This window comes from Micromonospora sp. NPDC005806 (assembly GCF_042871425.1).
Classification (GTDB): domain Bacteria; phylum Actinomycetota; class Actinomycetes; order Mycobacteriales; family Micromonosporaceae; genus Micromonospora.
Genome location: NZ_JBIAIL010000061.1, coordinates 1 through 19,568, shown reverse-complemented (window position 1 = coordinate 19,568; position 19,568 = coordinate 1). Strand labels below are relative to the sequence as shown.

Here is a 19,568-nt window from a genome sequence, read left to right as displayed (position 1 = left end):
GTGACTCTCACACGCTCCTATGTCGTGCTGGTACGCAGGTCTGCTCCCCGCCTACCCGCTGTCGGAGTCGGGCTGTCAGGTGCTGTTGGTGGCCCTTGTTGACCGCCGCATCGGGCACGGATCGGGCATGCTGCGACAGGCAGGGCCAGGCTGGTACGACAATGGCGACGTGCTGAGCTACGTACGCTGGTACTGGCCGGAAGAGGACCGTTGGAACTACCATGAACTCGACGCCGATCGGTGGTCTCTACGCCATGTCGAGTTGCGTGGGGACGGAGCGGTCATGGCAGCGGCGTCTCTTGCGGAAGTGCTCGCCGCACGCGACTCAGCGGACGCGGGCGCCGTCGTGAGGTACGAGAGGCGGTATGGCGTCGTACCTGAAGCGCCGTTCCCGTCGCCTGATGCCGAGGTCGAGCCTGTGCTGGAGACGCTGTCTGCCAGCGAGTTCGAACAGCTGTGGCGGCATGCTCGCCGCCAGTTGGACCAGGACGCGAGCAGGTGACCTGTTCGGTGTGAAGGAGCTTCCGGGTTGGCTGGACCAGCATCAACGCGGGTAACGAGGTGCGGAGACGGTCCACGGGTGTCCGTAGTTATCCGGTGGCAGCCTCAGCGGAGTCACTCTGGTCGCCCTTGTGGCTCTGGTTGTTCTCCTTTGCTGCGCTCCCTGCCTCTGGTATCGATCCCTCTCGCCAGACCTGCCCTTCAACTGAGTCCGCCGCCGGCACGTCAAGCGGAGCTTGACGCGTGGGGGGACGTCAGCAGGGCCGGTCGGTGCGCGACGAGGCCGTGGTGGGGATGCGGGCGCGCACCCCGGGCAGCCTCTGGCCTGCCAGCGTTGCCCGGCAAGCTGTCAGCGTTGCTGTCGGGTACCCGGACCGGCTGAGCCGCTCACTTCCTCCGAAACGTGCAGCGATCGTTGCTGTCGGGATCGCCGATGAAGAAGAAGATTTCGTCGTCATCGGCTTGCCAGTCGTCCCAGGCGAACTTCTCGGGTGGACCGAAGCGTAGATTCACCGTCTGGTAGGGCGAGAGTGTTTCCGGCGCTTCCAACTCCCAGGTTCCCTGCCCGCTGTCCGGTTCGAAATCGAGTGGCTCGTCTTTGGTTGCACAGGTGCGGAGAGCTGCAGCGGTGAAGGTACCGTCGGAGTTGACCTCTAATGTCGCTCCTTGATCATTGGCCCAGGTACCGGCAAGCTCTTCCTGCGTCAGGTGGGGTGAAGGGCCGACTGGTCCGCAACCCGACGTGCAGCCACCAACAAGTAACAAGCCGACCAGCAGTGTCCAAGTTCGTCGTATCGACACTCCGGCAGGGTATAGGAGTCAACACAGGGCGTTGCGCATGAGGCAGGCTTCCAGTACTCGACTTACGTCTCGTGCCCGCTCGGGACCGCTGCGCCGTGTGGCTACTGGCTCGTAGATGGTCCGCCAACCTCATCGCGATCCATGTTTGCCATGCGGACTACCCTGGCCACCGTGACGACCATCAAGCAGCTTGAGCGGAACGTTTGGCCGGACCCCGGCTCGGACGCCTCGTTTCTCGTGACACGTTGCACGCAGCTGCGACGCAAGCCGTTGGCTGAGTTCACAGTCGAAGACCTGCGCATCATGCTCGGTCAAGAGATTGGCGTGCTGGCGGTTCTCGGCCCGCATTGGTCCGGTTGCGTCCGGCGTCGTTGCTAATGTCAGCGTTGCTGTCACTCGTAACCCTGTGCCGGGCCCTCCGTCGTTCCGACGTCAAGTTGGAACCAGGACGCGGCTGTGTCGATATCCGAGACTTCAGCCTGGGCACCGTGGCGACAAGCATCCCGAACCTCTCCAGCGCGCCGGGCACATCCCACTCCACTACCAACTGCGCCCGCGGCTACTGGCACGTGGATGACACGTCAGCCGAAAAGATCATAAAGTCAAGCTGCCTACCCCAGCGCCCGACAGTCAGGACGACTTCGACGACCGGCTCGGAAGGTTCCGCTGGCGCGGATGAGTCGAGCTGGAAGGCGGCAGACCGATGACCGAGTGGCGGCCACTGGCGCTTTCGTTCGTCAAATCGACAAACGTGGCGCAGGACCTGGTGTGCAGCCTCTTGGTGGTTCTGGTTACCGCGTTCCTCATCGGGGTGGCGGCAAGGTCAATCATGCAGGAGCACAGGGGGCAGGACGTCGAGTCTGGCTTCTGGGATCCGCTGCGAAGCATCAAGAAGTTCCCGCGCTACTCCATCAGCATCTGTCCCTGGTGTTGCTCAGCGGCCTGCTCTTGCTGGTCGAGGTCTTGGCGCAGCTGCTGTAGGGACGAGGAAGCCCCACCATCGCGGCCTCCTCCGCTGGAAGGTGTCCCCGACTCCGCCCCCGCATAGGTGCCAAGGACTTCGACACCTGATCGGGGTCAAGGAGGGCCGTAGGCCATCGGCGTGCCGGCGCGCAGCGCTCGTTATCGACTGTCGACCGCCCGCCTTTCGCGCATCCCGCGCGCCACCCCCAGGAGCTACCACGGTTGGGTCTGACATGATCACAACGTGGCCGACTCCAAGCTCGCCGACGGCAGTCCGCGGCCGGAGCCGTCTGCGCCGGCGGCACGCAACGAACTGCTCACGCTACTCGTCGTGCTGCTCGCCTCGGCCGTCCTACTGATGTTGTGTCTCAGCTGTGGCGCCTTCTGGCTATACAACTAATTCAGTAGTTGTTCGCGTTGCTGGTGGGCGCTCGGAGGTCAAGAATGGTAGAGCACCAAGACCCGCCGCTGGCGGAGCTGGTTGCCGGCACGGACGACGACGTCTGGCGGTTCACCAAGACATTGAGCAGTGAACGCGCTCTGGCGTATGCGCGGGAGTGGATTCGCGATGCGGATCCTGGCGTGCGGGACGTCGGATTCGTGGCGCTCGGGTCGGTGGCGTTGAACTATCCGCCGGCGCTGGCAGCGTTGCTCGATCACGCCGATGCGGGCTGCTCCGATGCCGACATGGGAGTCCGAGCCGCGGTGGCCCAGGCGCTGGGCAACCAGAGCGGCGAACAGCGGTGCGTGCCCTTCCTGCTACGGCTGCTCAACGATGCCGACGTAAAGGTGCGCCGGATCGCGATCGGCGGCCTTCCGATCGTGCTGGACGATCCAACGGCAGACCATCACGCGGTCACGGCGCTGGTCGGGCTGCTCGCCGACCACGAACCGACGCTGCGTGACTGGGCGGCGTTCGCGCTCGGCAGCCAGCTCGATGTCGACTCACCGCAGATCCGCGCCGGGCTGCGTAGCCTCCTCAGCGAACCGGACACCGCTGAGGCCTACCCGGCGGCGGAGGCCGCCGTTGGGCTGGCTCGCCGCGCTGACCCAGAGGTGTTTACCGCCATCGCAGATCGTCTGACCAGGACGGACCCCAGCTCGTTATGGTTGCGCGCCGCCGCCGAACTCGCCGACCCTCGCCTACTTCCAGCCCTCGTCCAGCTGCGGGCACCGGACAACGAACCAGATGATCCGTGGGTCGAGGAGCTTGAGCACGCCATCACCCGTTGCACCGCCGCCATGACGGACGCCCCATGACACGCGCATATTGATCGTCCAGCTGTCACCGGCTGCGCTCGCTGGTCCCCAATTGCTGGGGTGGCCAACTAAGATCCGGTAACCACACCGGGAGGGGTCAGATGGAAGCCTGGCGCGTCGTGGCCGCTGTCATCATCGGTCCGGCTGTGAGCCTCGTAGGCGTCGCCCTGGCCACCAACTTTCGCGGGGTAACGGAGTGGCACGTGCGGCGATCGATGTCCACCGCGAGCGTGCTACGGCGAGTCGCGCCATGGCGCTGGCTACCCGACGTCCCGCACGAGGAGCGTCTAGCGCGCTTCATCCTGCTGGAACGGGTGATGGGCGTAGCCTTCGCAGTGGCCGGCGTCATGATCTTAGTTACTGTCGGCTACAGCGCCTTGACCGGCCAGCCGATGCAGACGGTGAAGTAGGCAGCTTCATCTGAGCCGCCGACCCGCCCCCTGGGGAGCGGGCCGCCGCCCGGTCCGCCACGTCAAGACGGCCTTGACGCACGTACGGACGCTGCCGGGGCCGCCTGAGTCGGCTCTCGTGTCACGGACCGCGCCCCCGGCGGACACCGCCACAGTGGCGCAGTTGACCCAACCTCACCCGGCATGAACCCGGCTCCAGGGGTCGGAGCTGGTCACCGGCGGCCACCCTCCCCCTCCCAGGTGAGCTGTTGACCTGACCCTGAGCGGCTGCGAAGCCGGCTCCTGGACGACCGGCATGCCCTCGGCGGACACCGCCCCATACTTGGGGTTTGCCGCGCGGACCGGCGCGCGCCCTTCCCTGCGCCGCGCTGCTCAGGCGCGGCGCAGCCGGCTGCCGGCGACGAACCTCCAACACTCTCCCGCTATCCCGTCTGCGGCGGCCCCCGGGCTCCCCGCTTTCCGCGCCAGCCAACGGGCGTTCTGCGTGGCCGGCGTGGAGCGACAGCGGAGCGTCGGACGCGCGCCCAGGCGGCGGCGCGTGCGGCCCGTCTCGGGCCGCCTTGATAGATGTAAGGAAAGTTCTCCCACACCGCCGGCAGCCGGCCTTGTCCGACTCCGATTGATGCGTTAATGAGCTCGGCTGTCCGGTCCCGGACAAGAGCACCGCCCGGCTACACCTCATGCGTCAGGCGGCGGTGAGCGTCCTTGCTGGAAGGGGCGACCCCGAGGATCTGGCACACGAGATCTACTGGCAGGCCTGCTACTCCGGACTGCCGGAGCTGCGAGAGGTCGGCGATCGCTTCTTGGAGCTGTACGCCGGGTGGGGCGCAACGTACAAGGAGGCGGAGGAAGCGGTGGCGGCCATGAAGGCAGCGGCTCACGCGTTCCTTCGCGACCACCCAGCCTGAGCGGCTATCCGCGACGGCGAGGCGCTCTAGGATGACCCGACTCCTTGACCCCCAGGCAACAATCACAGCGCGCTTACCTGCTGCTCTGTCGGCTCCGGGCTGCTGGCATGTTCCGTGCTCGTCCGTGCTCGTCCGTGCTCGTCCGTGCTCATCCAGTGGTGTCCGACCCGATCGTCACCCAGTCAGTCACCCATGCCCCGCAGCATGGCTTCCGCCTCGCGCACCATGTCCTGTTCAAGTTGGGCGCGCTCAGCCGCGTTGTCCTCCCACAGGTCGGCCAGGAAGGCGAACGTGGTAAGGGGCTCCGGGAACCCTAGAGAACCGGCATAGGCGGCGATGGCATGCGCGCCATCCACCGGCGCGATGGCCCCGGACACCAAACGTCGCGTATACGAGACCACCACCTCCCAGACGGCCTGGTCGTCGTCTGGCAGCTCAGGCAAGCCCAACTCGTCGACCACCTGGTCCAGCAGCTCGCGTGCCTCGCGGTACTCGCCTCGCGAGAGCCCAGCGAGTTCCCGCAACGATGGGCTATCCAGCCCCTCGGCAAGCGCTTGCGCACCGGGCTGGCACTCCACGCTTGCTCGCTTCCAAGCCGTGTTAGCCGTCACCGAAGGTGACGGCTAACACGCCTGGGGCAATACCGGCGCCGGAGTGTCGACGATCTGGCAGGTCAGGTGACCCCGATGTTCAGGTAGAAGTGGCCGAGCTTGAGCGAAAGCGAGGCGCCTCCGAAGTGGTGAATGAGCAGCGCCAACAGGATGACGATCAAGATGCAGACGACGAGCCAGATCAGGAACCACACGAACCCTGGGATCCCGTAGCGACCGACGCGAGCCATTAGGCTCGCCCCCTCGCGGTCGGCGCTGCAACACGCGCCGCCGCGCATGGACGTGTCGGCTGCCGGCAACTGCGCCCGACGCTAGCGGACGTCTCCATACAGCCTCCTTCATTGAGGTGTCCGCGAAATTTCCCTACCGAGGCGCGCGTCAAACCGGGCCGGAGGAGCCCGCTTCACGATCCCCCCGCAGCCGGGCCGCGTCTGTGCTGTCGGTGACATCCGGCGTCGGTCAACTGGACGGGTTTCTTGCCCGCACTGAACTTCAAATCCGCGCTGGCGTCCACTCTCTACTCCCGCTTGCTCTCGGAAGCGATCGGGATCGGTCTACGACCAGTGAGCAGCGCCTCGGCGTTGCCGATCGGCTGCTCCTCAGGGACCGCTTGCCACCCACCACCCGGGCGCGAGCGGCATGGCCTACTCAGCAGTCAACTCTCGACAGACGACCACTCGCTTGTAAGGCGCGCCCGGCAAGACTCGCAGCGTCCGTTGACGTCCGCTGGGCACGGACCGGAGGCGAGATCCGTACCGGCATGTGCGGCCGCGGCTGCCACCGTTGATGTCAGCGACTGATGTCAGGCCGGCTGTTTTGCCGGCCAGGGATGTCCCACAGTCCGCCGCGATAGGCAGGCCAGGCGGGCGCCACAATGTCGACATGCTGAGCTACGTCCGCTGGTACTGGCCGGAAGAGGATCGTTGGAACTACGACGAACTCGACACGGATGGGAGCGGTCGTGGCAGCGGCGTCTCTTGCGGAAGTGCAGGCCGCATGCGACTCAGGGGGCGGGGCGCTGTTGCGAGGTACGTGAGGCGATATGGCGTCGTACCTGAAGCGCCGTTCCCACCGCCCGACGCTAACGTCGAGCCCGCGCTGGAGACGCTGTCTGCCGGCGAGTTCGAGCAGCTGTGGCGGCACGCTCGCTGGGCTCGGCGGCGATGTCACCCAGGTCGGCAACCGCACGTCTGCCCAGGTCACCTGCAGCATAAACCGGCCGAGTAAAGGAGTCCTCGCACCATTCCCCCGCCACCATCGACTTGCCCGAGAGGGTTGACCGGAGCGGATGTCGCCGCCTCCGATCAGGAGCGGCAACCCCACTTCGCGCGGCGACGACCCCGAGATGCCGGCGATGCGACGGCGCCGGCGAGCAGGGTGCCGGCGACCAAGCCGCCGTCGCGCCGCAAGGCGGCAGACGCCGCCAGCGCGGGCCCGCCGAGCGGGATGGGCGACGTCGCCGACTGCCGCGAGGAGGGTGGGATGTTTGCCAGGGAGAGCGACCAGCGCGCTGGTGACCGCGTGGAGGTCGACCTTGATGTAGGTGGTGGCGGCTCTGCCAAGGAGCGCGGGGGGGGCCACGAGATGTCGGGGCCCGGGCAGAGCCGCGACGATGGATCTAAGTTGATGTGCGCTTCGCCATGATCAGGTCAGAAGGTGAGGATCTGGTCGGCCTCGACGGTCCAGCCGGCGAGTTCGTCCATGGAGGAGCGGGGTGCCTTTGGAATCGTTCTGTCAATCGAACAGTGTAACTCGGTTTGTTGACGACTACTTTCTGCCTGCGGACAGGCGTCCTTCGAAGGCGTTTGAGGGCTGGTTTCCAGCGCATGGTCCAGCGCCGGCGGCCCTGCCCAGTGGGGTCGAGGCTCATGATCGCGTGGTAGACGCATTTGAGCGCGGCCGCCTCGTTCGGGAAGTGCCCGCGCGCCCGGAAGGTGCGGCGGATGCGGGCGTTGACGCTCTCGATGGCGTTGGTGGAGCAGACGACGGTGCGGATCTCGGCGTCGAAGGCCAGGAACGGCACGAACTCGGCCCGGGCCTGCTCCCACAGCCGCACGATCGCCGGATACCTGTCGCCCCACGCTTCGGTGAACTCGGTGAACCGGGCTCGGGCGGCGGCTTCGGCGGAAGCGGTGTAGACAGGCCGCAACGCTTTGGCGATGGCGTCCCGGTGCTGCCGGCCGGCATTCGGGTACGAGGCTCGCGGCAGGTGGATCACGCACGTCTGGACGACCGCTTCGGGCCACACCTCACCGATCGCGTCGGGTAGGCCTTTGAGCCCGTCGCAGACCACCATGCAGGCGTCCTGAACTCCCCGGTTCTTCAGCTCGGTGAGGACCTGCAGTCAGAGCTTGGCGCCCTCGCCGCCGTCGCCGGCCCGCAAGCCGAGGATGTTCCGGGTGCCCTCGACGTGACGGCCAGGGCCAGGTAGATGGGCCGGTTGGCGACCTACCCATCGCGGATCTTTCACGTGCACCGCGTCGAGGAAGATCACCGGGTAAACCGGGTCCAAGGGCCGGTTCTGCCACTCAGTCATCCCGTCAATGACCTTGTCGGTGATCGTCGAAATGGTCTGCCAAGACACGTCGGCGCCGTAGACCTCGGCCAGGTGGGCATGGATCTCCCCGGTGGTCAGGCCTTTGGCGGACGGGGAGATCCAGGCCCACCTGGACAACCGGCGCTGACGCTTCTTGACGATCTGCGGGGCGAAGCTGCCATCGCGGTCGCGGGGCACGTCGATCTCGACCGGGCCGACGTCGGTCAGCACTGTCTTGGCTCGCGCCCCGTTGCGGAAGTTCCCGCCGTTCTTCCCCGCCGGGTCGCCCTTGTCATAGCCCAGGTGGTCGGTGATCTCACCCTCGAGCGCCGACTCCAGGACCCGCTTCGTGAGCTGCTGCAGCAGCCCGCCATCACCGGTCAGCTGCAACCCCCGCCGCCCGGGCCTGCTCCACCAGCTGGGCGACCAACCCCGCGTCGACGCCCTCCGCCGGCTGTCCCGGCCCGTTCTTCGCCACCGCGGCAGTATCCACGGCAGCCATCGATCCATCAGACAGCAGGTGCTGCTCCTTGATCAGGAGTTACACCGTGCGTCCCACTGTCCCGACAAGCGCAGGAGCCACCTCAAGACGTTCGCGGGCGGTCAAGCCATGCACCTGGAGCATTTGCCCCCAGGCGACGAGTTCAATCGTCTACGTCGCGCGGCAGGATCTGACGGCCGACCGGCGTGCTGTCGAGTCAACGGAACGCGCTTATTTACGGGTCGCTGGTGCCTCGCGGCCGAGGCGGGCCCGGGCTCGGGCGATACGAATGGCGGCGGTCAAGGTCGTGATGTCGTAGGCGCCGTAGTGGCGGCGGCCGTTGATGAAGAACGTCGGGGTGCCGGACACTCCGCTGCTGTCGGCCGAGTCGATGTCGCTTTCGATGCGGCCGGCGTGGGCCTGGCTTATCAGATCGTCGTGGAAGCGTTTCTGATCCAGACCGAGGACGCCGGCGTATTTGATTAGATCAGTGATGTTCAGCTTGTCCTGGTGGTCGAGCAGCAGGTCGTGCATCTGCCAGAACTTGCCCTGAGCGGCTGCTGCTTCGGCGGCCTCGGCTGCTAGCCGGGCTTGCGGGTGCACGTCTGACAGAGGCAGGTGACGCCACACGAAACGCAGGTCGGCGTGGCCCAGCAACTGCCGGACGACTGGCTCGGCCTTCCCGCAGTACGGGCACTGGAAGTCGCCGTACTGCACCAGCGTTACCGACGCACCGGCTGGGCCGCGGACGTGGTCATGCTTCTCGTCGACCGCTGGGATGAGGTCGATCAGCTCCGTCATGTCGCCGAAGAGCGCCCGGGTGCGCTTGTCCTTGGGCAGCATGTTGGTGACGCGGAACACGGTCCAGGTCAGCGCCGAGGATACGATCGCGGCGCTGAGCACCCCGACTTTAGCCTCGGCCAGTTGGTCGCCGGTGAAGGCCAGGCTGGCGATCAGCAGCGACACCGTGAAGCTGACACCGGCGATCGTGCCGCTGCCGAGCACGCCCGCCCAGCCCACGGCCGGACGGATACGGCCGTGTGAGATCCAGGTGAGCCCGGCCGAGGTGCCGATCACGGCGAGCGGCTTGCCGACGACGTACCCGAGCAGCACGCCCCAGGTGACCGGCGACGCGAACGCCTGGGCCAGGAACGGACCGTCGATGCGGATGCCAGCGTTGGCCAGGCCGAACAGCGGCACGATGACGTAGCTGGACCAAGGGTGGTAGATGCGCTGAAGGCGGTCGTTGGGCGATAGCGTATTCGCGAGGCCGATCGAAGCCGTACGCGCGAGCTTGGCCGTCGGCTGCTCACGGAACGACCGGAACAGCCCGCTGACCTGCTCGAGCTCCGCTCGGCCGGGAGAGTAGGCGAACGCGGTCAACCCGATGGCCAGTCCGGCCACCACCGGGTCGACTCCGCTGACCAGCAGCGCGCCCCACATCACGATGGCGACCGGCACGTACGCCGAGCCACGTCGGACGCCGGCTGCGCGGATGGCCAGCATGACCGCGAACGCCGCTACGGCCACTACGATGGGAATCATCTTGATGTCGTCGCTGTAGACCAGGGCGATGACGATGAGTGCGATCAAGTCGTCGACCACGAACACGGTGAGCAGGAAGATCCGGACCCGGTCGGGCACGCCCCGGCCGAGCAGTGCCAGCAGGCCCAACGCGAGGGCGGTGTCGGTCGACATAGCCACGCCCCAGCCATGCGCGCCCGGCCCACCGTGGTTGATCACCAGGAAGATCAGCACCGGGATCAGCATGCCGATCACTCCGGCCACGCTGGGCAGCACGAAACGTCGCCGGTCGCGTAGGTCGCCGAGGTCGAACTCGCGCCGCGCCTCAAGGCCGACGACCAGAAAGAACAGCGTCATCAAGCCGCTGTTGATCCAGGTGTGCAGGTCGCGGGAGAGCTCGAGGTGCCCGAGGCGCAGGGACAGTTGGGTGCGCCAGACGGCTTCGTAGGAGCCGAAGTCGATGTTGGCCCAGAGCAGTGCGGCGACGATCGCGGCCACGAGCACGCCGGCGCTGCCGGACTCAGTTCGCAGAAAGGCTCGCAGCGGTGCCGCTAGATTCCGCTTCCAGATCGTTCGGCCGCTCATCTTGGTTTCGGTCACACGTCACCTTCCGACGCGCTGGCCGGGCCAGCATGGATAGCTAGATCACGTGCCGCAATGCGGGCACGCGACCCCTCGGTTCAGTACTGATCGCGCTGCCCCAGCTGTGGCCGGCTGCGGAGAGAGCGACGAGGCCCGCCGACGCCCTGCAGGATGCGGGCGACTATCAGTGAGCTCATGGTCGGGACGACCGCGCACATGATCGACGCAATGGTGAACCCGGCGATACCCACGAGGAAGATTCGCCTGCAGCCGTAGCGGTCGCCGAGCGCACCAGCCAGCAGGATCAGCGCGGCCAGGCCGCGACCTGGATCAGCTCGCTGTCGCAGCGCAGCGCGTCAACGTCGAGCTCGGCATGTCCATCGCCTTCCTCGACGAGGCACTGCAACGCTCGCTCGAACCCGGCGCACCGTCCACCGTGGTCGGGCTGATCACACTTTGAGCCATGCGCGACGCCGGCCTCACCCCCACCGTGTTCGTCGCGCCGATCCTGCCCGAACTGACAGACAGCACCGAGCAGATCGACGAGTTGATCGGCACCCTGGCCGACGCACGGGCAGGCAACATTCTCCAGACACCACCGTAACTGATGCGCGGCCTCAAAGACCTGTTCTTCGCCTGGCTGCGCCGCCAGCATCCCGAACCGCTCTCCACGTACGCCAACCTCTACCCGCACGGCTCGCGCCCGCCCCGTCATTACCGCGACCTCGTCCGGGCACGAGTGAACCAGGCATTGCAGCGGCACGGGCTGCCGATCCCCGACGACACGACCTCCGACAAGTTCGCCCTGCTCGGCAGACGCTCCACCGTCACCGAGCCGACCGCACCGACTCTGTTCTGAGCTGCGGAACGACAACCGCTTGCTGCTCGGCCGTGATCGCCGAGCAGCAAGCGGCCTGATTTCAGCGCGGCCCGACGAACTCGGTCCTCACGCTCCACGCGAACTGAATCAGCAGGGTCACCGGGGACTTCTCGGCAATGTCATGCATCACCTTCAAGTCGTCGGGGTCAGGTTCTTCGCTCAGCGTGATCGTGCGCTGCAGGTAACGCTCTGCGCCTTCCTGCTCGGGTTCGTGGTAGTCGATCTCGACGGTGATGTCGCCGGCGGTGTCGTACTTATAGTCGACGTACTGCCGCAGCGTCTGAGCAGTGCACGACGCGAGCGCCATCAACAGGTACTCCGTCGGCGTCGGGCCTTCGCCGAGTGCGCCGTTGTGCGGTTCATCGGCGACGAATGTGAAGCCGCGGGTGGTCATGTCCGTGCGCCGGCGCTCAGTGGCCGGAAGGACAACTCGGGCGGATGCGACGACACGATCCCGATCGGTTTTCATCAGCCGCGCCTTCCTGTAGATCCTGGTAGTGACGGTCCAGATACGCGGATCCAGCAGCAGCCGAGCCGCAGTCTGCGGGGGGCTGCGGCCGGGCATATCACCCCATGACCGAGTACCTCCGCAGGCTAGCCTTCACGGACTAGATAGTCCAGTTGATCGCTCGCTGCCAGGGCCGCTCGACCCTCCCGAACCATCACCTCTGGGTGTTTTAAGCTGCACTGCGGGGTGGTTAGCGCCAAGACCCCCCAGCTAAACTCGCTCAACGCCAAACCCAGAATTGGACTCATCAGTCCGTTAAGGCTAGGGTATGCCGTCGTTCACCGACGTCTGGCGTCACCCAAGTGGGGGAAGTGAAGTGCCGTGTCGGCAAGCGACTGATCCAGAGAGGCAGCCATATGAAAGCGATTGTTGTGACGGATGAGGCCGCAGGAACGGCCGGGATGACGCTGGCGGAGCGACCGGAGCCGGAGGCGACGGCAAACGACGTCCTCGTTGAGGTACATGCGTCGGGATTCACTCCGGGCGAGCTGACGTGGCCCGGGACCTGGACCGATCGCCTCGGGCGGGACCGCACCCCGTCGATCCCCGGCCATGAGGTGGCTGGCGTGGTCAGCGAGCTCGGCTATGGCACGAGGGGTCTGTCGGTGGGACAGCGGGTGTTCGGCCTCGCGGACTGGAGTCGTGACGGCACCCTGGCCGAGTACGTGGTCATCGAGGCGCGCAACCTTGCGCCGCTGCCGGGCGATGTCGATTTCACGGTAGGGGCGAGCCTGCCGATCTCGGGCCTGACCGCGTGGCAGGGACTGTTCGTGCACGGCCGTTTCCAGGCGGGGCAGAGCGTCCTCGTACATGGTGCAGCCGGTGGAGTCGGCTCGATGGTGACCCAGCTCGCCAAAGAGGCCGGCGCCTACGTCATCGGCACTGGACGTGCCGCCGACCGCCAGACCGCGCTCGACTTCGGCGCGCAGGAGTTCGTCGACCTCGGCAACGACGCCCTGGAAGACGTCGCCGGCGTCGATTTGGTTTTCGACGTGATCGGTGGCGACATCCAGAAGCGTTCTGCGGGTCTGGTCCGAGCCGGCGGAATGCTGGTGACCATTGCCGGCCCGCCCGAAGCACAGCCGGCGGACGGCCTGGCGGTTGATTTCGTTGTCGAGGCCGATCGCGCGCAACTGGGTGAGGTCGTCCAGCGGATCAGGGATGGTCGGCTGCGGACGAACATCGGCAACGTCGCGACCCTCGACGACGCCGTCGCCGCCTTCAACCCGACCGAGCGGATCAAGGGAAAGACGATCATCCGCGTTCGCTCGTAAGGACTCGGCACACCCAAGCACGAGAACGACCCCCGCAGGAGCGAGAAGTACGTCGGTGGCTGGGCCTTCACCTCCCGTCGACGACATGCGGCTGGGCGAGTGCGACTACCGCCACGACCCGGGAGTGATCTGATGACCATCAACGAAGGCACAGCCCCCATGACCGACCCAACCGAGCCGACCCGCTACGCCTTCGAGCACCCCGACGAGGCCGGATACCCCGACGAGAAAGGCACCCTCGGCCAGGACCAGGCCGTCCTCATCGACGAGGTAATCGACGATCCCCACGCCCCCGCGTTTGACTTCCAAGTCGTCAACGACGAGAAACTCGGCATCTACGACGCCATCGTCGGGGACCGAGAGGCGGCCGGGCTGACCTACAACGTCGCCGGAGACGACCGACTCGTGCTGCTGGCCACCTCGGTGTTCCCCGAGTTCCGCAAACAGGGCATCGCCACCGAGCTGATCCGACGCGTCCTGGAAGACGTGCGCGTGCAAGGCAAGACGGTCACCATCATGTGCCCGATCGTGCGCACCTTCATCGAGCACAACCCCGAGTACGCCGACCTCATCGACCCCGAGCACCCGGGAGTTACCCAGGGTCACACCCAGGACGCGGAGACAGCGGAGACCGCCGTTACGTCATAACGGGGGTAGACGAGGACTGTTACCGAGAGAGGTAGTCAGATGAAAGCGATCGTGGTGACGGACCGGGCCGCGGGAACGGCGGGGATGACGCTGGTGGAGCGGCCCGAGCCGGACACGGCGAGGCTCGCCAGTCTTGAGGGCGCGAACTACGGCGATGTCGTCGTTGAAGTTCATGCCTCGGGATTCACCGGGAATGAGCTGGACTGGCCCTCGACCTGGATCGATCGCCTCGGCCGTGACCGGACGCCGTCGATCCCCGGCCACGAGGTGGCCGGGGTAGTCACCGCTCTCAGCTATGGAGCAACGGGGTTGTCGGTGGGACAGCGGGTGTTCGGCCTTACGGACTGGACTCGCGACGGCACACTGGCGGAGTATGTCGTCGTCGAGGCGCGCAACCTTGCGCCGCTGCCGGGCGACGTTGACTTCACGGTGGGCGCTGGCGTCGCGATGGCGGGCCTGACCGCGTGGCAGGGGCTGTTCGATCACGGCCGCCTCCTGGAAGGGCAGAGCGTCCTGGTGCACGGCGCGGCCGGCGCAGTCGGTTCGATGGCGACCCAGCTCGCCCGTCAGGCCGGCGCCTACGTCATCGGCACCGGACGTGCCAGCGGCCGACAGACCGCAGTCGACTTCGGCGCGCACGAGTTCGTCGACCTCGACAACGACACCCTGGAAGACGTCGGCGGAGTCGATCTGGTCTTCGATGTCATCGGCGGCGACATCCAGAAGCGGTCCGCAGGCCTGATTCGAGCCGGAGGAACGCTGGTGACCGTCACCGGGCCGCCGGAGGCGCGGCCCGCCGACGGCCTGGCGATCGACTTCGTCGTCGTGTCCGACCGCGCCCAGCTGGGTGAGATCGTCCGGCGGGTCCGGGACGGACGACTGCGGACGAACATCGGCAACGTCGCGACCCTCGACGACGCCGTCGCCGCCCTCAACCCGACCGAGCGGACCAAGGGGAAGACGATCATCCGCGTTCGTCCATAAGGACTCGGAGGCAGCAACCGGGCCCCGTGGATCAGCGTCAGCTACGTGGTCAGAGTCGGACGACTCGTAGGGAACACCTCAGCGGACTAGTCACGTGTCTGGTGCGCGCCCACCCGAAGCCTCCAGAAACTCCGGGGCGGTTCAGAATAAGAGAAAGGCACGCATCGATGCAAACCATGGCACCAGCGATCAACCAGGCTCCCCGGGGCAGAACGCTCCGGCTGGCATTCTTATCCGCGGTGGTCTCCCTGGTGGCCTCGTTTGCCGCATCGGCCGCGCCGATCCCCCTGTTCAACATCTACCGGGCCGAGGACGGGTTCACCAACGCCGGCATCTCGATCGCCGTTGTCACCACCTCCGTCGGCACTATCGCCGCACTGTTGGTGCTGGGGCGACTGTCCAATCATCTGGGCCGACGGCTCACCGCGATCGCCAGCCTCGGCCTGCTCCTGCTGGGCTGTCTGCTGCTGCTGAACGTGCACCACATCGGCACCCTGCTGGCCGGTCGGCTACTGATGGGCGTCGGTACCGGGTTGGCCAGCAGCAGCCTCACCTCCTACATCGTCGACGCCGCACCCACCAGGCCGGAGTGGTTGGCCTCCGTCGCCTCCAGCCAGGGACCCATGCTCGGCCTCACCCTCGGCGCTATCGCCTCCGGCGCCCTGGTCCAGTTCGGCCCCTGGCCACGCGACCTCATCTACCTGGTTTGCGCCGGTCTCCTCGTACTATCTGCCGCACTCATCGTCATCAGCCCGGAAACCGCAAAGCCGACGCCGGGCGCTTGGCGATCACTGCACCCCCGGGTCCGCGTACCGGCCCGGGTCAGGCATCTGCTCCCTGTCGCGGCAGCGGTGTTCCTGGCCACCTGGCCGACCGGGGCTTTCTACCAGGCCCTCGTGCCCGCGCTGGTCGAAGATCAGCTCCACACCCACAGCCCGCTGATCCTCGGACTGTCGTTCGCCGCCTACATGGCCCCCAGCGTTCTCGGCGCTCCCCTCGGCGGCCGGTTCACATCCGCGGCGGCCCAACGCATCGGCATGATCATCTTCCTGACCGGATGGATCGGCATCATCACAGCGATCGCCATCGGCACCCTGGCGTTGTTCATCGCCGCAACCATCGTCGCCGGCGCCGGTCAAGGCATCGCCATCAGCGGCGCCACCCGCGGCCTGCTGCACGGCAGCACCCTGGCCGACCGGGCACCGATCTTCAGCGCGATCTACCTCCTCTGCTACTGCGGCGCCGCCTTCCTCAGCCTCATCTCCGGGGAACTCTCGAACACCTTCTCGCTACCGCAGATCGCCCTCGGATACGGCGGACTTGCCATCGTCGCCACCCTGTTCACTGTCCTCGCTGCACGCAACCCGTACACCGACACGACCAGGAACAGCCAACATGGTGAGCTAATCAAAGTGATCGATAGGAACACCTGATGACCAACTGGACAACCGACGAGCTCGACTGGATCGGAAACTCGCCAGTCTGGGTGCCATCGGGCTGACGCTTGCCGTACATCAACTTCCACAGGGCACCGTGGGCAACGCCTGAGCGTACGGCGATGGTCTTCAGACCCCCTGGCACCGCGAAATTCACCGACACCGACCACGGCCAGCACGACGGCGGCACCACCTGGGACCACGCGGTCGGCCCGATGCAGTTCATCCCGTCTACGTGGGCGCGGGCCGGACAGGGCGGCAACAAGGACGGCGCCTTGGACATCCACCAGATCGACGACGCCGCGCTCGCGGCAGCGATGCACCTGCGTGATGTCGGCGGCGACCTCTCGCTCGCGCAGCACTGGATCACCGCCATCAGCGCCTACAACGACTCCGTCGACTACAACAACAAGGTCGCTGATGCCGCGAACCAGTAAGCGAGCCTGCACTGACGGGCACGACGCGGCGGAGCGTCCGTGCGAGGAAGCGTCCCACCGGCGCGGGTGAGGCTGTCGCGGACACGGCGGGAGCATTGACCGCCCGCCGGGTCTACCTCCGCCGGGGCGGTTCAAACCTTGGTCTGGCTCTGGCTCAGGTCTTCCAAGGCTTAGCGCGCCATGGCCGAAGCGACGCCCCGATGCCGTTGGTCTTCGTCCACGTATGAGTGCGTGAGCGAGACCCGCCCGCCGGCAGTCTCGTAAGCCAGGTTACCGACGACCCGGCCATCGATCAGCGCCTCGTAGAGGCGGGTGGTCTCGTCCTTGCGCACCTCAACGGTGGCCGGTGATCGCTCCATGTTCTCTTCTCGCCTCGTTCGTCTTCGGTCGGTTGCCTCGAGCAGTTCTCGCCAAGCGCACGGACGGACCACCTAGTCCAAAGGTATGGCACTCGAGCGGTGCATGGCGAGCGGTCAGATGCCATACTTGGACTTCAAGGTCCGAAACGGGGCCGGTCTGATCGCGCGACGTAACTACACGTTGGAAGGGTGAGCCGATGAACAGTGAAGGACAGCCACTGGTAGCCGAGGAGCTGATCGACAGCCTCGATCATGGCCGCTTTGAGCTCTACCGCGACAGCGAGCTAGTCGGCTGGCTCTACTACACCCACCTGAAGCCCAACCGGTACGCCCTCCGGCACACCGAAGTCGAGTCGAGTCATCAACACCAGGGCGTGGCCGGCGCGATGGTGCGGCGAGTCCTCGACGAGATCCGCGCCCGCAAGGGCACGATCACCGCAATCTGCCCCTTTGTGGTCGACTACCTCTCGCGAACGACCACCTATGTCGATCTGATCGACGCCCGACACCCCGGCTACTCCGATCGTGCTTCTGCCGAGTCGGCGCGGGCGACGGCCGGTGGCTGAGACTACCGGGCCGCGCGCCGGAGACCCCTCGGACGAGGCCTATCGCGGCCTCACGGCGTTGTCGCGCTATGCCGTGAGCGCGGGCGGCGCTGAGGTCGTGGGTGGCGCCGGGCAGCGCGGTCGATGCCCAGATCAGCCGGCCGGCTGCGTCGGCGATGACTTGCACGTTCACGCCGTGCCGCTTCTGTCTGCCGGAGTATCAGGGCTTCTGGTCGGCGAACCGGTCGATCGGGATCAGCGTGCCGTCGAGGATCGCGTACGCCAGCCTTTGGATGCGGTCCATGGCGGCGGCCAGGTCGTCAGGGGCTGCGGCGAGTAGAGCGACAGCTTCGCGGACGTAGCGCCAGGCGGTGGCGACGCCGATGCCGAACCCCGGCTGCGAGGCGGGCGTAGGTGTCGCCGTTGCGCAGATGGGCGAGGGTGAGTAGGGCTTGCCGGCCTGGTCCAGGGCACCGCCACCGGGATCGACGCTGCTGGCGGTGGTTACGGAGGCATTCGGCGAAGGGCTGCTGTCGCGACCAGCCTGATCACGATGAAAAGGGCTCAATTAACGGGTCGGATCGCCGGACGGCTCCAAGAGGAACGATTTGATGTGTTCCAGCGCCATGTCCAGAGCAACTTCCATGGGTGCGACGTTGTGCGCGGCGTTCGCCAGCAAGTAGCCGCCTTGCAAAGCTGCCATCAACCCCGTGGCCAACTTCTCCGGGTCGGCGTCCTGGCGCAGTGCACCGCTGTCCCGCATCCGGTGCAGACCATCACTGATCAGCTTTCCCCATGCCGCAAACGTCTCCGACAGCATTGATCGAGCCTGCTCATCTTGATCGGACAGTTCGACAGCCATCGACCCGAGGCCGCACCCGTATTTGCCGTTGTTCAGCGAGTTGGCCTGGACCAGCGCGTTACGCCACCGGACCAGCCCTGAGAACGATCTCAGTCGTTCGAGCCCTCCGCGCTCGCGCTGAAGCACAAGCGCGCCTCGATATTTGACCAACGCGCGCACGAGCTCCTGCTTGTCGGCGAAGTGGTGGTAAAGCTGAGACTTGCTCGTCTGGCTTGCCTCGCGGACGTCGTCAAGGGTCGTCGCGTTCACTCCGCGCACGAACATCAGCCGGTTCGCCGCCTCGAGGATCCGCTCTCGCGTCGCGATGCCCCGTTGACTGATCCTCCGCTGCTTCGTCGGCGCAGCCACCTGCTCGTCGCCCATCGGTCAAGTGTATCGGCGCGCCAGATAAAGTCCATTGGCGGATGGGACCTTGGAGTCCATCGGGCGTTATGTCGCGTTCGCGTGATGGTGAAGGACGAACGCATGTGCCGCCAGCTTGATTGAACGCGTGCTATGTCCGCGAGATCATCGATAGGGCGAGTCTCTTCCTGGACCATTTGGTCCCCGCTGTCGCAGGCCCAACCGACACCGCGCACCCCGCCACGACGTCGGCAAAACCCTCCACCGCGCCCGCACCCATACCGACCAGCAGAAACTCAAAGGTTAAAATCTAGCTAGATCCTTGGTCGCCAGATTCTCGACGTTTGTGTCAAGTTTTTGAGCGGGCGTAACGTTGTACTGCCCGCTCCACATTTGCAGACATGGGTTCTGACCAGCCACTTTGGGTGGCACAGCCGGTCGCCAACGGCGGCCGGACATCGGCGCAGCGGGTGGCGGCGGCCGGCCAAGATCGGGCCGCGGGTCCCTGCGGAGCTTGGCCCGAGGTTGGGCCACAGGCTGTTTGTCCAGCTCAACTGACCTGCTCGGCGGTCCGAGGCGGAGCCTCTCTGGTGCGGTGTCCAGTAACGTTCGGCGGGTTGTCGGGCGTGCGAATGTGTCGTACCGGTGGTGTTGGGTGTTGTTTGTGCCTCGTCGTCGCGATCCGTCTGTGCGGCGGGTGGTGTACCGCACCGCGC

The 19,568-nt window shown here is 66.3% G+C and carries 22 protein-coding genes and 2 pseudogenes; 14 read left to right on the top strand and 10 right to left on the bottom strand.

Annotated elements, in window-relative coordinates; all coding sequences use genetic code 11:
* Window positions 1-127: 127 nt before the first annotated feature.
* Entirely contained in the window at window positions 128-502 is a 375-nt protein-coding gene (locus tag ACFYOS_RS34065) for a hypothetical protein (protein ID WP_387150692.1), read from the top strand.
* Between the two features lie 386 nt (window positions 503-888).
* On the opposite strand, the gene ACFYOS_RS34060 is transcribed toward ACFYOS_RS34065, so the two are convergent.
* Complete coding sequence (locus tag ACFYOS_RS34060) at window positions 889-1,302, bottom strand: hypothetical protein (RefSeq protein WP_387150690.1); 414 nt, start codon at window positions 1,300-1,302, stop codon at window positions 889-891.
* 171 nt (window positions 1,303-1,473) lie between these two features.
* Here ACFYOS_RS34060 and ACFYOS_RS34055 point away from each other — a divergent pair, with 171 nt between their 5' ends.
* The 5 genes from ACFYOS_RS34055 to ACFYOS_RS34035 all read left to right on the top strand — a co-directional run bounded on the left by ACFYOS_RS34055 (window position 1,474) and on the right by ACFYOS_RS34035 (window position 4,843).
* Window positions 1,474-1,680: a contact-dependent growth inhibition system immunity protein gene (locus tag ACFYOS_RS34055; RefSeq protein ID WP_387150687.1), complete on the top strand. Its 207-nt coding sequence runs from the start codon at window positions 1,474-1,476 to the stop codon at window positions 1,678-1,680.
* Between the two features lie 829 nt (window positions 1,681-2,509).
* Window positions 2,510-2,665: a hypothetical protein gene (locus tag ACFYOS_RS34050; RefSeq protein WP_387150685.1), complete on the top strand. Its 156-nt coding sequence runs from the start codon at window positions 2,510-2,512 to the stop codon at window positions 2,663-2,665.
* A 44-nt stretch (window positions 2,666-2,709) separates the two neighbouring features.
* Entirely contained in the window at window positions 2,710-3,525 is an 816-nt protein-coding gene (locus ACFYOS_RS34045) for a HEAT repeat domain-containing protein (RefSeq protein WP_387150683.1), read from the top strand.
* A 101-nt stretch (window positions 3,526-3,626) separates the two neighbouring features.
* Window positions 3,627-3,935: a hypothetical protein gene (locus tag ACFYOS_RS34040; protein WP_387150681.1), complete on the top strand. Its 309-nt coding sequence runs from the start codon at window positions 3,627-3,629 to the stop codon at window positions 3,933-3,935.
* A 680-nt stretch (window positions 3,936-4,615) separates the two neighbouring features.
* The gene (locus ACFYOS_RS34035; protein WP_387150677.1) at window positions 4,616-4,843 is read left to right on the top strand and encodes a hypothetical protein; all 228 of its coding nucleotides are present in this window, start codon (window positions 4,616-4,618) and stop codon (window positions 4,841-4,843) included.
* Window positions 4,844-5,025: 182 nt separating this feature from the next.
* Here the strand turns inward: ACFYOS_RS34035 and ACFYOS_RS34030 are convergent, their stop codons facing one another.
* The 5 genes and pseudogenes from ACFYOS_RS34030 to ACFYOS_RS34010 form a co-directional block, all read right to left on the bottom strand.
* Window positions 5,026-5,421 (bottom strand): hypothetical protein, encoded by a 396-nt coding sequence (locus ACFYOS_RS34030; RefSeq protein ID WP_387150674.1) that lies wholly within the window; start codon window positions 5,419-5,421, stop codon window positions 5,026-5,028.
* A 95-nt stretch (window positions 5,422-5,516) separates the two neighbouring features.
* Window positions 5,517-5,753 (bottom strand): hypothetical protein, encoded by a 237-nt coding sequence (locus ACFYOS_RS34025; RefSeq protein ID WP_387150671.1) that lies wholly within the window; start codon window positions 5,751-5,753, stop codon window positions 5,517-5,519.
* Window positions 5,754-7,282: 1,529 nt separating this feature from the next.
* Window positions 7,283-8,492: pseudogene (locus ACFYOS_RS34020) on the bottom strand (IS256 family transposase); the annotation flags it as partial.
* A 210-nt stretch (window positions 8,493-8,702) separates the two neighbouring features.
* Window positions 8,703-10,595 carry a Na+/H+ antiporter NhaA gene (gene nhaA, locus ACFYOS_RS34015; RefSeq protein WP_387150668.1) on the bottom strand — a complete coding sequence of 631 codons (1,893 nt, stop codon included), beginning with the start codon at window positions 10,593-10,595 and terminating at the stop codon, window positions 8,703-8,705.
* An 80-nt stretch (window positions 10,596-10,675) separates the two neighbouring features.
* Window positions 10,676-10,882 (bottom strand): MFS transporter, encoded by a 207-nt coding sequence (locus tag ACFYOS_RS34010; protein ID WP_387150714.1) that lies wholly within the window; start codon window positions 10,880-10,882, stop codon window positions 10,676-10,678.
* Window positions 10,883-11,040: 158 nt separating this feature from the next.
* On the opposite strand from ACFYOS_RS34010, the gene ACFYOS_RS34005 reads away from it, so the two are divergent.
* Entirely contained in the window at window positions 11,041-11,181 is a 141-nt protein-coding gene (locus tag ACFYOS_RS34005) for a hypothetical protein (RefSeq protein ID WP_387150666.1), read from the top strand.
* Between the two features lie 3 nt (window positions 11,182-11,184).
* Window positions 11,185-11,436 carry a hypothetical protein gene (locus tag ACFYOS_RS34000; protein WP_387150663.1) on the top strand — a complete coding sequence of 84 codons (252 nt, stop codon included), beginning with the start codon at window positions 11,185-11,187 and terminating at the stop codon, window positions 11,434-11,436.
* 61 nt (window positions 11,437-11,497) lie between these two features.
* Here the strand turns inward: ACFYOS_RS34000 and ACFYOS_RS33995 are convergent, their stop codons facing one another.
* Complete coding sequence (locus ACFYOS_RS33995; RefSeq protein WP_387150660.1) at window positions 11,498-11,926, bottom strand: OsmC family protein; 429 nt, start codon at window positions 11,924-11,926, stop codon at window positions 11,498-11,500.
* 395 nt (window positions 11,927-12,321) lie between these two features.
* Between ACFYOS_RS33995 and ACFYOS_RS33990 the strand changes: the two genes are divergently transcribed.
* The 5 genes from ACFYOS_RS33990 (at window position 12,322) to ACFYOS_RS33970 (ending at window position 16,744) form a co-directional block, all read left to right on the top strand.
* The gene (locus ACFYOS_RS33990; RefSeq protein ID WP_387150657.1) at window positions 12,322-13,239 is read left to right on the top strand and encodes an NADP-dependent oxidoreductase; all 918 of its coding nucleotides are present in this window, start codon (window positions 12,322-12,324) and stop codon (window positions 13,237-13,239) included.
* Window positions 13,240-13,398: 159 nt separating this feature from the next.
* On the top strand, window positions 13,399-13,887 hold the full coding sequence (locus tag ACFYOS_RS33985) for a GNAT family N-acetyltransferase (protein ID WP_387150655.1): 489 nt from the start codon (window positions 13,399-13,401) through the stop codon (window positions 13,885-13,887).
* Window positions 13,888-13,926: 39 nt separating this feature from the next.
* Window positions 13,927-14,871, top strand: a complete 945-nt coding sequence (locus tag ACFYOS_RS33980) for an NADP-dependent oxidoreductase (protein ID WP_387150652.1) — start codon at window positions 13,927-13,929, stop codon at window positions 14,869-14,871.
* A 101-nt stretch (window positions 14,872-14,972) separates the two neighbouring features.
* Window positions 14,973-16,304 (top strand): MFS transporter, encoded by a 1,332-nt coding sequence (locus ACFYOS_RS33975; protein ID WP_387150649.1) that lies wholly within the window; start codon window positions 14,973-14,975, stop codon window positions 16,302-16,304.
* 125 nt (window positions 16,305-16,429) lie between these two features.
* A complete protein-coding gene (locus ACFYOS_RS33970; protein ID WP_387150647.1) occupies window positions 16,430-16,744 on the top strand; it encodes a lytic murein transglycosylase in 315 nt (104 codons plus the stop codon).
* Window positions 16,745-16,914: 170 nt separating this feature from the next.
* On the opposite strand, the gene ACFYOS_RS33965 is transcribed toward ACFYOS_RS33970, so the two are convergent.
* Window positions 16,915-17,103, bottom strand: coding sequence for a GNAT family N-acetyltransferase (locus tag ACFYOS_RS33965; protein ID WP_387150644.1), 189 nt, complete (start codon window positions 17,101-17,103; stop codon window positions 16,915-16,917).
* A gap of 197 nt (window positions 17,104-17,300) precedes the next feature.
* Between ACFYOS_RS33965 and ACFYOS_RS33960 the strand changes: the two genes are divergently transcribed.
* A complete protein-coding gene (locus ACFYOS_RS33960; protein WP_387150641.1) occupies window positions 17,301-17,669 on the top strand; it encodes a GNAT family N-acetyltransferase in 369 nt (122 codons plus the stop codon).
* A gap of 69 nt (window positions 17,670-17,738) precedes the next feature.
* Here ACFYOS_RS33960 and ACFYOS_RS33955 read toward each other — a convergent pair.
* A pseudogene (locus ACFYOS_RS33955) lies at window positions 17,739-18,169 on the bottom strand (transposase family protein); the annotation flags it as partial.
* A 47-nt stretch (window positions 18,170-18,216) separates the two neighbouring features.
* On the bottom strand, window positions 18,217-18,873 hold the full coding sequence (locus ACFYOS_RS33950) for a TetR/AcrR family transcriptional regulator (protein WP_387150638.1): 657 nt from the start codon (window positions 18,871-18,873) through the stop codon (window positions 18,217-18,219).
* Between the last annotated feature and the right edge of the window lie 695 nt (window positions 18,874-19,568).